Consider the following 12,105-nt stretch of genomic DNA (forward strand, 5'->3'; position numbering starts at 1 on the left):
TTCAGCGACCGCTGCCGGAACCACCACCCCGGCGCAGCGAACCCACGGTGAGCGGGTGCGACTCCACGGCGGGCGGCGGCGCGGGCAGGCCGTACAGCAGCCGCTGGGGCGGCAGGGACGTTGGCGGCTCGGAGGGGAGCCGGCCGTTGCGGCCGTTGACGGAGAAAGCCGGGCCGTCCGGTGCGGGCACATGGACGGAGGCGGGGGTGGGGGCGGGGGGCTCGGCGGCCTGGAAATGACCGGGGACGAAGGGCTTGGCGAAGTGGTCGTTCTGACCACTGTCCAACATGCGGAGCATGTGAACGGCCTCGGAGACGTGCTCTTTCTCCTCGGCGGCCAGGTGCTGGAAGAACGCGCGGACCTCCGGGTGGGAGGAGGCACGAGCGTAGGCTTCGTACTCGTTGATCGTCTCCAGCTCACGTGCCAGCACGAGGCGGATGCGCGCCACGTCGTCCAAGTCACTGTCGGGAGGGCCGGCCATTGGAATGGACCCTTGCAATCCAGGGGGTTCGGCGTCAAGCGAAACAGGGGGACGGGGTTTCGGGCTTCATGACACCGAACGGCCCGCGTAGAGTCCGCCGCTCTCGTGACCACGTCCTCGCCCGAGTCTCCGCCCCCGCCGATTGCGCCGGTCGCGCCTCCTCGTCCCGAGCGTTCAGGGGGGGGCGCCGCGCTGGTAGCGGCCGGCATCCTTGCTTCCCGGCTGATGGGCCTGGTGCGCGAGCGCGTCTTCGCTCACTACCTGGGCAACGCGGAGGCCGCGGCCGTCTTCAAGGCGGCGTTGCGCATTCCCAACTTCCTGCAGAACCTGTTCGGCGAGGGCGTCCTCTCCGGCTCGTTCATCCCCGTCTACGCGCAGCTCTTGGGCCGCAAGGACACGGAGACGGCGGACCGGGTCGCGGGCGCCGTCTTCGGCATCCTGTCCCTGGTCACGGCGCTGGTGGTGGCGCTGGGCATGGTGTTCACCCCGCTGCTGGTGGATGCCATCGCGCCTGGCTTCCGGGGACAGGAGCGGGAGCTGGCCGTCCACCTGGTGCGCATCCTCTTCCCCGGCACAGGCATGCTGGTGCTGAGCGCCTGGTGCCTGGGCATCCTCAACAGCCATCGGCGCTTCCTCCTTTCGTACCTGGCGCCCGTCGTCTGGAACCTGGTCATCATCGCCGCGTTGGTGGCCGCGGGAGGCCGCTACGAGGAAGAGGCGTTGGTCTCGGTGCTGGCCTACGCTGTGGTGCTGGGCAGCTTCCTCCAGTTCGCGGTGCAGGTGCCCTCCGTCCTCAAGTTGCTGGGCCGCTTCCGCCCGACGCTGTCGCTGGCGGCGGAGCCCGTGCGGCAGGTGCTGAAGAACTTCGGGCCGGTGGTGCTGGGGCGCGGCGTGGTCCAGTTCAGCGCCTGGGTGGACACGGCCTTCGCGTCACTCATCTCCAATCGCGCGCTGTCCTCGCTGCTCTACGCGCAGACCATCTACCTCATCCCGGTGAGCCTCTTTGGGATGGCGGTGTCCGCGGCGGAGCTGCCGGAGATGTCGCGCGCCACGGGGGAGGGCGCCGACGTGGCCGCCAGGTTGCGCCAACGCATCGACGGAGGCGCACGCCGCATCTGCTTCTGGGTCGTCCCGTCGGCGGCGGCCTTCCTCTTCCTGGGGGACATGGTGGCGGCGGCGTTGCTGCAGACGGGGCGCTTCGATGCGGCGGACTCGCGCTACCTCTGGTACCTGCTCATGGGGGCGGCGCTGGGGTTGGTGGCCTCCACGGTGGGCCGCCTCTATGCCTCCGCCTTCTATGCTCTGAAGGACCCGAAGACGCCGCTGCGCTTCGCGGTGGTACGCGTGCTGGTGGGCACCCTGGGCGCATGGGTGCTGGGCCTGCGGCTGCCGGGCTGGCTCGGGGTGCCGCAGTACCTGGGCGCCGTGGGCCTCACCCTGGCCAGTGGCCTGGTGGCCTGGCTGGAGGCGGGACTGCTGCGCCGCAAGCTGGTGAAGCAGCTGGGGCCGGTCGGCGTCCCGTCTGGACTGCTGCCTCGCTTGTGGGGCGCCGCGGTAGTGGCTGGATTGGTGGCGGTGGGCATCAAGGTGGGCCTCACCTCGCTGCTCGGGCCGATGCCCGGCGTGACGGCGGAGTGGGGGGGAGGCTTCCTGATGCCGCCGCGCCTGCACCCTGTTCTGGGCTTCGCAGCGGTGGCGCTTCCGTTCGGTGCTGTTTATTTCGGGATGTCAGCGGCCCTGGGCATCCCGGAGGCGGGAACGGTGTTGCGCAAGGTGGGGCGGAAGCTGCGTCTGGTGCGCTAACCGCCGGGGATTGCTTGGCTCCCTGCCCGGCGAGCGGCCGCTATTTGGTGTTGCAATCATCGGGTCCGGGATGCTCTGACGCGGTGCCTCCGTTATGGACGGAGCGTTGGCGTCAAAGACATGTGCGTCATCTGGCTTCCTCCGGACATGGCGCGCGTGTAGAGTGCGCCGCCTTTTTCACCGGGGCCCGGCTTCTCGGGAAGCCAGGGTCGAATTCGCTTCAGGAAGGTCTCGCAGTGAGCGACGAGAAGAACGGTTCCAATTCTGGCGGGATGGGTCCCAAGAAGCCGAAGGCCACCTTCGGTGACGTGATGCTCGGCATCCCTTCCGGGGGAGCTCGCAGCGAGGGCGGTCGGGGCGAACAACGTGGCGGTGGCCGTGGAGGCGAGCGCGGCGGCAGTGGCCGTGGCGAGCGCGAGGCCCAGCCGCGTCCGGCGGGTGGTGCGCCGCGCGACGAGCGGGGTCCCCGTGGCGGGGGCGAGCGCCGTGGCGGAGGCGACCGTCGTCCGTCGGGCCCCATGGTTGTCGTGAAGCGGGCGTCGGGTGCCATCGAGACGCGCGGCCCGGTGGGGGATGCTCCCGCCGAGGCGACCGCGACGGCCGAGGAGACGACCGCCGCCGCCGAGTCCTCCGCCGCGACGCCGGCCCCCACGCCGCGTCCGGTGACGCCGACGCCGGCGCCGACCAGCGCGCTGTATGAGGAAGTCCCCGAGGCCCAGTCCTTCGCCGAGATGTTCGAGGCGCAGGCCAAGGAGGGTGGAACGCCCAGCCGCAAGGGCCTGCGCGTGGGCGAGAAGGTCCGTGGCACCATCTTCCAGCTCGGCGCGGATACCGCGTTCGTGTCGGTGGAAGGCGCTGCCAAGAGCGAAGCGATGATCGAGCTTCGCGAGCTGAAGGACGATGAGGGCATCCTGCGCTTCGGCGTGGGTGACACCATCGACGCGCACGTGGTGGAGGTGGGCGCCAAGGGCATCCTCCTCAGCCGCGCGCTGGCCAAGGGCAGCGCGAACCTGGCCCTGCTGGCCGAGGCCCGCGCTTCCGGCATGCCCGTCGAGGGACTGGTGCTGAGCGTGAACAAGGGCGGTGTGGAGGTCGCCATCGGTGACATCCGCGCGTTCTGCCCCATCAGCCAGCTGGACCTGCGCTACGTGGAGAAGCCGGACCAGTTCATCGGCGAGAAGCTCCAGTTCCGCGTGAGCGAGGTCCGCGAGCGCAACGTGGTGCTGTCGCGCCGCGCGCTGTTGGAGGACGAGCAGCGTCAGCTGGCCGCGGAGACGCGCAAGAACCTGGCCCAGGGCAAGATCGTCAAGGGCAAGGTCACCGGCGTGCGCGACTTCGGCGTGTTCGTGGACCTGGGCGGCGTGGAGGGCATGATTCCCGTCTCCGAGCTTTCGTACACCCGCGTCGGTCACCCGAGCGACGTGGTGAAGGTCGGTGACGACGTCGAGGTCGAAATCCTCCGCATGGAGGCCGGCCAGCCCAACTCGCCGGACAAGTCCAAGCAGAAGGAGCGCATCACGCTGTCCATGCGCTCGCGCCAGGAAGATCCGTTCCAGAAGGCGCTGTCCGAAATCAAGGAAGGCGACCGCGTCCAGGGCAAGGTCGTCCGCCTGCAGCAGTTCGGCGCCTTCGTGGAGCTGCGTCCGGGCGTGGACGGTCTGGTCCACATCTCCGCGCTCAGCGACCGCCGCATCGCGCACCCGCGCGACGTGGTGAAGGAAGGGGAGAGCATCTGGGTGTCGGTGGAGAAGATCGACACGCAGGAGAAGCGCATCGGCCTGCGTCGCATCTCCGAGGAAGAGGCGCAGCGTCCTCCCGAGGAGCGCTCGGCGCCCGCCGCAGCGGAGGCCGCCGCTCCGGCGCAGCCCGCCGCGCCCCGTCCCAAGGTGGGCCAGGTCGTCGTGGGCAAGGTGGATCGCATCGAGCCCTACGGCGTGTTCCTCGCGTTCCCGGGCGGCAAGGGCTTGCTGCCCGCGAGCGAGACGGGCACCGAGCGTGGCACCGACCTGCGCAAGCACTACTCGCTGGGCCAGGAGGTGAAGGTGGCCATCCTGGACATCGACGCGTCCGGGAAGATCCGCCTGTCCGTCACCGCCGCCATCCGCGCGGAGGAGCGCGCCGAGGTGGAGGCCTGGCAGAAGACGCAGCAGCCGCAGGGCGCGGGCAAGAAGGGCTTCGGCACCTTCGCGGATCTGCTCAGCAAGGCGCGCAAGTAATTCCCTGTCTCCAGCGCTGATTCCGTTGATGTGGTCAGCGCTGGAGAAAGGTGTTGACGGTACAGGCGAGGGACGGTACTTACCGCCTCGCCTCTCTCTACCGCGGGGTGGAGCAGCCTGGTAGCTCGTCGGGCTCATAACCCGAAGGTCGCAGGTTCAAATCCTGCCCCCGCAATTCGTTGTACTTCGAAACTTGATTGGAATCGCAGTCAGGTTTCGAGTAGTTGAGCTTCAAGACATGTCGCGGGGTGGAGCAGCCTGGTAGCTCGTCGGGCTCATAACCCGAAGGTCGCAGGTTCAAATCCTGCCCCCGCAACTCGTTGTACCTCGAATTCTGATTGGAATCGCAGTCAGGTTTCGAGTTGTTGAACCCAAACATGACGCGGGGTGGAGCAGCCTGGTAGCTCGTCGGGCTCATAACCCGAAGGTCGCAGGTTCAAATCCTGCCCCCGCAACTCAGGTCGGCCCGGTCATTCTCATGGAATGGCCGGGCCGATTTCTTTTGCACGTCTCGACACGGCGACCGTCCTCCGCCGCGGCTGCCCTGCGTCCGGCCGAGCGCGTTGCGTTCGCTGGTGAAGGCGTACCCGGCACCACGGTCCATCTTCCTCGTAGGGGATTACCCCCACCGGTGATGCGCGGCTCACGCCGCCGACAACGACGAGGAGGAGTCCATGGACACCGAGATCACGCATGTTCTGCTGGTCGGCGGTACGGGGCGTTTTGGCGGCAGGTTGGCGTCGGCGCTGCTGGCGCGTCCCGGCATCCACCTGCACGTGTTGGTACGTCCGGGCACGCGCAGTGATGCGCTGGTGCGCCTGGCGGAGCATGGGGTGACGTTGGTGAGCGGGACGCTGGATGACATGCGCTCGCTCGATTCGGCGTTGGAGGGCGTGGACGCGGTGGTCGCCGCCGTGAGCGGACCACCCGAGGTGCAAGTGGAAGGGCAACTCCGCTTGCTGGACTCCGCGCGGCGGCATGGCGTCATCCGCTTCATCCCTTCGGACTACTCGCTGGACTACACCGATGCGGACGCGGGTGACGCCTTCATGGATGCGCACCGCCGTGTCGCCGACGCCGTGGTGAAGAGTGGCGTGCCGTACACCTTCGTCCTGTGCGGCGCGTTCATGGAGACGGCGCTGTCGCCGCAGGCGCAGGTGTTCGACTTCGCGCGCGGCGTTGTCTCGTACTGGGGCACGGGAGACGAGCCCTTCGACGTCACCGCGATGACGGATGCGGCGCGATGGGTGGCGGAAGTGGTGGTGGATCCTCACGCCGCGGGCCGGCGGCTGGAGTTCGTGGGTGACGTGGCGACGGTGAATGACGTGGCCGCCCTGTACGAAGCGCTGACCGGTCAGCGCTTGCGCCGCGTGTGCAGGGGAAGCGTGGAGGACCTTCGCCGGCAACTCGTTCGCGCGCGTCCCGAAGGCGTGTCGGTCCAGGTGTCTTCCGCGCAGCTGAGTCTGCTCTCGCAGCTTGCGGGGAAGGGGAGACTGCGCGATCCGGCCAATGCCGAGTACCCGCGGCTCCGGCCCACGACGTTGCGCGACTTCCTTGACGCACGGTGGATGGTGCCAGCATCCGCGCGGGAGACGTTGCCACTCGCTTCACAGCCGTAGCCCGTGTGCGTCGCGGACACTCGGTGGTGTCAGCGCGTCTCGGTGGCGGTGCGCTGCGGGCTCGGGTCGCACGCAAGCAGGGCGCACCGCGTCGCGGGTGCGCACTGATCATCACAGCAGCGCAGATGTCCCCAGGCGCAGCCACGGGATGTGGCCGTGCTGTTTTTCTCCTCGGAGGCGGATTGCGTCGCGCTGCCTGAGTCCTTCGCGCCTCCGTTGCCGCGCGTCATGGACTCAGGTGTCGCGTTACCCGGGTCCCTGGCGGCCTCGGCGCGCGGGAACGGGCGTTCCGCGGTGCCCAGACACCCAGTCGCGCCAAGCACAAGTGCCCAAAGCACCACTCCCCAAGCCCATGCGCGTCCATAACCAGTGCTCATGGCTCCCCCATGTTCGACGCAACCTGCCGTAATTGCGGAATTCTGCGCTGCATTGGAAAAAATGCGCGTGTCGCCTTTTAACTTACATCCGATCGGGCACTAATCTCTCCGCCAGGTGACAATCTGTCACTTGGTCGCCTTCTGACCGTGACTGGGAGTTTCGGCGATGGGGCCGGAACCTTCGACCCAGGCTGTAAGGAAGGCGGCCACCCCCGCCGTCGTAAATGGAGTCTCCCCACGTGAGAAGGTTGGTTGCCACGCTGTCCGGGCTTGCCCTGGTACTGTCCGGTACCAGTTCCGTCGCCCGGACGTTGCCGAACTACGATGCACTCCAGGACGCGAAGCCCGCGGGCCGTGCCGCCGCGGGATTCAAGCCGGTCAACAGCAGCCTGAAGGGGGCGCGGGTCGCCCACAAGGACTCGCTGACCGGTTCCCCGACGTTCATCTGGACGCACCCGACCTCGGAGCAGACGAAGCTCCGTGGCGAGTACGCGAAGATGTCTCCCGCCAAGGCGGCGCTGGCGCAGATTTCTGCCCACGCTCCTCTCTACGGTCTCGCTTCGTTTGAGGCCGCGGGCGCGAAGGTCACCAACGTCAGCACCAACACGCAGGGCGTGAAGGTCGTGACGCTGGCCCAGGAGTCCTCGGGGATCGAGGTCTTCCGCCAGTCGCTGAAGGTGCTGCTGAACAAGCACAACCAGGTGGTTGCCATCTCCGGCAGCCTCTCCAAGCACGCTTCCGTGGAGATCCCGAAGGGCAAGGCGCGCTTCACCGTGCCCGCGGCCGAGGCGATCGCCGTGGCCTACAAGGACCTCACGGGCGCCGCGCTGGACCGCAACCTGCTCACCCGCGTGAGCGACGCGAAGAAGGGCGACAAGTACTCGCACTTCACTCTGGCCAGCTACGCGCGTCCGCTCGAGGAGGGGTTTGTCATCCCCGCCCGCGCGAAGCAGGTCTACTTCCCGCTGCCTGGCAAGCTGGTCCCCGCGTACTACGTGGAGATCAACACGGGCCGCGCGAACAGCGTGGACTCGGACTACTTCGCGTACGTCGTCTCCGCCACCGACGGTCAGTTGCTGATGCGCAACGACCTGAAGGCGCACGCGGAGTTCAGCTACCGCGTGTTCTCGGACGCGACGCCGCCGTACACGCCGCACGACGGTCCGATCGGCAGCGGCGGTACGCCGCACCCGACCGGCACCCCGGACGGCTACGTCTCGCCGTACGTTCCGGCGAACCTGATCACCCTCGAGAGCCTCCCGTTCAGCCGGAACGATCCCTGGCTGCCGGACGGCGCGACGGAGACGCAGGGTAACAACGTCGACGCGTACGCGGACCTCACCGCGCCGGACTACTTCAACGCCGGCGACCTCCGCGCTTCCGTCACGGCTCCGGGCGTGTTCGACCGGACCATCGACTTCGGCATCCAGCCGAACGCCAACGCGGAGCAGATCGCCGCGGCGACGACGAGCCTGTTCTTCCTGAACAACTGGCTCCACGACTGGTACTACGACGCCGGCTTCGACGAGGCCTCCGGCAACGCCCAGCATGACAACTTCGGGCGTGGCGGCATGGGTGGTGACCGTCTGCAGGCGCAGGCGCAGGACTACAGCGGCACCGACAACGCCAACATGCTCACGCCGGCGGACGGTGCGTCGCCGCGCATGCAGATGTACCTGTTCGCCGGCCCGCGCAACTCGCGCCTGACGGCGAACGCTCCGGCGCAGGTCGCGGGTGACTACCAGGGTGGCGTCTCCTCCTCCTTCGGTCCGCAGACCTTCAACGTCACCGGCGACGCGGTAGCGGCGCTGGACGCGGCCAACACCGCGGGTCCGACCGACCGTGACGGCTGCACCGCGCTGACCAACGCGGCCGAGGTCGCTGGCAAGATCGCCATCATCGACCGCGGCGGCTGCGACTTCGTCATCAAGGTGACCAACGCGCAGAACGCGGGCGCCATCGGCGTCATCATCCACGACAACGTCGCGGGTCCCACGATCGACCTGGGTGGCGACTCCACCACCATCACCATCCCCACGCTTCGCGTGAACCTGGATGATGGCAACGTGCTGCGCAGCGGCCTGCCGGCGCTCAACGTCACCCTGTGGCGTGGCCCGACCACGTGGATCGACGGCACCATCGACAACGCCATCGTGGCGCACGAGTGGGGCCACTACATCAGCAACCGCCTCGTCGCGAACTCGTCCGGTCTGGTGAACAACCAGGGCCGCGCGATGGGCGAGGGCTGGGGTGACTTCACCGCCCTGCTGATGATGGTTCGCGCCGAGGACATCAACGTCCCGTCCAACGCGAACTGGAACGGCGCCTACGCCGCCGCGGGCTACGCCACGCGCGCGGACGCGAACTCCGAGTTCTTCGGTATCCGCCGTGGCACGTACTCGTCGGACCAGACCAAGAACGCGCTGTCGTTCCGTCACATCATGGACGGCGTGGCGCTGCCCACGGGCGTGCCGTTCAACGGCAACACGGGTCTGCCGAACTCGCAGGTCCACAACTCCGGCGAGATCTGGGCGACGATGCTGTGGGAGTGCTACACGTCGCTGCTCCGCGCGCATCCGTTCCAGGAGGCGCAGGACCGGATGAAGAGCTACCTGGTGAACGGGTATAAGCTCACGCCGGCGGCCCCCACCTACCTGGAGGCGCGTGACGCCGTCATCGCGGCGGCCTACGCCAACGACCCGGCGGACGCCGAGCGGTTCTGGACGGCCTTCGCCAAGCGCGGCGCGGGCGTCGGTGCCGTGGCTCCGGACCGCTACTCCACGAACCACGCCGGTGTCGTGGAGAGCTTCGTGGTCGGCTCGGCCATCCAGATCGTGTCGGCCGAGTTCATCGACGACGTCGAGGCTGGCTCGTGCGACCTCGACGGCATCCTGGACAACGGTGAGACGGGCCGCATCGAGGTCACCGTGCGCAATGCGGGCGCGCTGACTGCGTCCGCCTCCAGCGTCAACCTGTCCTCCGCCTTCTCGGGTCTCGAGTTCGGCAACGGTGGTCAGGCGAGCTTCCCGGCCATCCCCGTGTTCGGTGAGGCCACGGTCTCCATCCCGGTCTCGCTCACGGGCGCGACGGGCCAGCAGGACGTGACCATCGACATCGCGGCGCGTGATGCGGGCCAGGCGATCCCCGGCGACATCACGGATAGCATCATCCTCACGACGCACTTCGACGAGCGTCCGAACTCCTCCAACATCGAGGACGTTCAGATCACCCCGTCCAAGCTGCCCTGGACCACCGAGTACGACGAGGCCCTGACCCCGGCCGTGTTCAGCGTGGTCACGTTCGACGACGGCAACCGCACGTTCTACGCGGAGAACACCGCTTCCTTCGCCGACGTCCGCCTCATCTCGCCTGAGCTGCACGTCAGCGCGACCGAGCCCTTCGTGATCAACTTCCTGCACGCTTGGGACTTCGAGGATGACTACGACGGCGCCACGGTCGAAATCTCCGAGGACGGTGGCAACACCTGGGTGGACATCGGCGATCCGATCCACAACACGATTCTCGAGACCTACCCGGGCAACGATAACCCGCTGGCTGGCAAGCCCGCGCTGTCCGGTTACAACCCGCAGTTCCCGGGCATGCTCCCCGCGACCATCGATCTGGGCACGGCCTACGCCGGCAAGACGGTGCAGGTCCGCTTCCGCGTCGGTACGGACATGAGCTTCGGCTACACGGGCTGGCTGCTGGACGACCTCGAGTTCAACGGCATCACGAATACTCCGTTCACCACCATCGCGGCTGAGGATGGCGTCTGTGTGAACCCCTGGCCCATCGCCAACGCCGGTCCGGACCGGTCCATCGCGCCGGGTGAACTGGTGAGCCTCTACGGTTCGGCTGCCGATCCGGAAGGCCAGCCGGTGACCTTCACCTGGGCACAGACGTCTGGCCCCGCGGTCACCCTGGCGGGTGCCAACACCCTGACGCCGTCGTTCACGGCGCCGCAGGTCACCGAGGCCACCGCACTGGTGTTCACGCTGACCGTCTCCGACGGCGTCAAGACGGCCACGGACTCGGTGACCGTGACGGTGGCGCTGCCCAACCATGCACCCACCGTGAACGCGGGCCTCGACGGCATTGTCGAGGAGCGCGCTGCGTACACGCTGAGCGGCTCCGCCAGCGACGAGGACGGCGATGCCCTCACGTACCTGTGGACCCAGGTCTCCGGTACGCCGGTGGCGGTGAAGGACTACACCACGCCGACGGCGACGTTCATCGCGCCCGAGGTCACGCTGGATGAGCCGCTGGTCTTCCGTCTGACGGTCAGCGACGGCATCGCCACGGCGAACGACACGGTCACCGTGACGGTCACCAACGCGAACCGCGCGCCCATCGTCTCCGACACGTCCGTGGCCTTCGCCGCGGGTACTGTCACCGTGACGGCCTCCGCGGTCGACCCGGATGGTGATGCGCTCAGCTATAGCTGGGAGCAGACGGGTGGTTCGACGGTTGCCATCAATGGCGCCGGCACGTCCGCCATCTCCTTCGCCACCCCGGTCCCGGGCTCGTACGAGTTCACCGTGACGGCGACGGACGGCTCGGCCTCTGCCTCCAAGGCGGTGCCGGTGACCATCATCGATGGTTCTCTGCCGGCGAACTCGGCGCCGACCGTGAACGCGGGTATCGATGCCACGGCGAACGCCGGCGACACCGTGACGCTCAGCGGCTCCGCGAGCGACGCCGAGGGTGACACGCTGACGTATCACTGGGAGCAGATCGGTGGCACGGATGTGACCCTGACGGGCGCCGACACCCTGACGCCGTCGTTCACCGCGCCGAGCACGGTCAACGGTGACACGCTGGGCTTCATCCTGACGGTCAGCGACGGCACCTCGACCACCAGCGACGTCGTGCGCGTCCTCGTGGCGGCGGACCCGGGTGCAAACCCGAGCAACACTGCTCCGGAAGCGGACGCGGGCGAGTCGGCCGTCGTGGCGGAGGGCGCCACCGTGACGCTCAACGGCACGGCGACCGACGCTGACGGTGACACGCTCGTCATCGTCTGGACGCAGATCGGCGGCACGCCCGTGACGCTGTCTGACGCGTCCTCGCTGACGCCGACGTTCACCACCCCGGCCTCCTCCGAGCCGCTGACCTTCCTCCTGACGGTCAGCGACGGTACGGCGACTGTGGTCGACGTGACGTCCATCAGCGTGACCGAGGAGAACGTCGCGCCGGTGGCGTCCGCTCGCGCGGTGCTCTCTGGCAACCAGACGTCGGCCACGCTCGACGGCTCGGCTTCCAGCGACGCGAACGGCGATGCGCTGACGTACCGCTGGACGCAGGTCTCCGGTCCGAACGCGACCATCTCCGGCGCGGACCAGGCGGTTGCGGTCGTCAACCTGCCTGACCTCGACGACAAGACGGCGTCGTTCTCGTTCCGCCTGACGGTGACGGACTCCGCGGGCGCCGAGAGCAGCAACACCGTGCAGTTCTCCGCCCGCAACGGCGGTGACAGCGGTGGCTGCTCCGCGACGGGCGCGGGCGCTCCGGTCGGGATGATCGGCCTGGCGCTGCTCGGCCTGCTGCGCCGCCGTCGTCTGAACTGAGACGCGCGGGTCCTCCTCCTGCCTCCGGGTGGGAGGAGGCCT

General features: G+C 68.3%; 5 protein-coding genes and 3 tRNA genes. 7 read left to right on the forward strand and 1 reads right to left on the reverse strand.

Annotation, left to right across the window (positions count from 1 at the left end; all coding sequences use genetic code 11):
* Position 1: 1 nt before the first annotated feature.
* Positions 2-481: an encapsulin nanocompartment cargo protein EncB gene (encB, locus tag BHS09_RS17855; RefSeq protein ID WP_174258812.1), complete on the reverse strand. Its 480-nt coding sequence runs from the start codon at positions 479-481 to the stop codon at positions 2-4.
* 105 nt (positions 482-586) lie between these two features.
* On the opposite strand from encB, the gene murJ reads away from it, so the two are divergent.
* From murJ to mepA, 7 genes are all read left to right on the forward strand, one after another.
* Complete coding sequence (gene murJ, locus BHS09_RS17860) at positions 587-2,284, forward strand: murein biosynthesis integral membrane protein MurJ (protein WP_140791580.1); 1,698 nt, start codon at positions 587-589, stop codon at positions 2,282-2,284.
* Positions 2,285-2,556: 272 nt separating this feature from the next.
* On the forward strand, positions 2,557-4,500 hold the full coding sequence (locus tag BHS09_RS17865; protein WP_140791582.1) for a S1 RNA-binding domain-containing protein: 1,944 nt from the start codon (positions 2,557-2,559) through the stop codon (positions 4,498-4,500).
* A gap of 101 nt (positions 4,501-4,601) precedes the next feature.
* Positions 4,602-4,675: transfer RNA gene (locus BHS09_RS17870), tRNA-Met, on the forward strand.
* Positions 4,676-4,742: 67 nt separating this feature from the next.
* Positions 4,743-4,816, forward strand: a tRNA-Met gene (locus BHS09_RS17875).
* A gap of 65 nt (positions 4,817-4,881) precedes the next feature.
* Positions 4,882-4,955, forward strand: a tRNA-Met gene (locus BHS09_RS17880).
* A 219-nt stretch (positions 4,956-5,174) separates the two neighbouring features.
* A complete protein-coding gene (locus BHS09_RS17885) occupies positions 5,175-6,119 on the forward strand; it encodes an aromatic alcohol reductase (protein ID WP_140798427.1) in 945 nt (314 codons plus the stop codon).
* A gap of 601 nt (positions 6,120-6,720) precedes the next feature.
* Entirely contained in the window at positions 6,721-12,063 is a 5,343-nt protein-coding gene (gene mepA / locus BHS09_RS17890; protein WP_140798428.1) for a myxosortase-dependent M36 family metallopeptidase MepA, read from the forward strand.
* Positions 12,064-12,105 lie beyond the last annotated feature (42 nt).

It is taken from the genome of Myxococcus xanthus (assembly GCF_006402735.1).
Lineage (GTDB): Bacteria > Myxococcota > Myxococcia > Myxococcales > Myxococcaceae > Myxococcus > Myxococcus xanthus_A.

Bases quoted from the DNA above. Each gene is read 5' to 3' on its own strand.
- encB (WP_174258812.1), bottom strand. From the start codon at position 481: ATGGCCGGCCCTCCCGACAGTGACTTGGACGACGTGGCGCGCATCCGC.
- BHS09_RS17865 (WP_140791582.1), top strand. From the start codon at position 2,557: ATGGGTCCCAAGAAGCCGAAGGCCACCTTCGGTGACGTGATGCTCGGC.
- mepA (WP_140798428.1), top strand. From the start codon at position 6,721: ATGGAGTCTCCCCACGTGAGAAGGTTGGTTGCCACGCTGTCCGGGCTT.
- BHS09_RS17885 (WP_140798427.1), top strand. From the start codon at position 5,175: ATGGACACCGAGATCACGCATGTTCTGCTGGTCGGCGGTACGGGGCGT.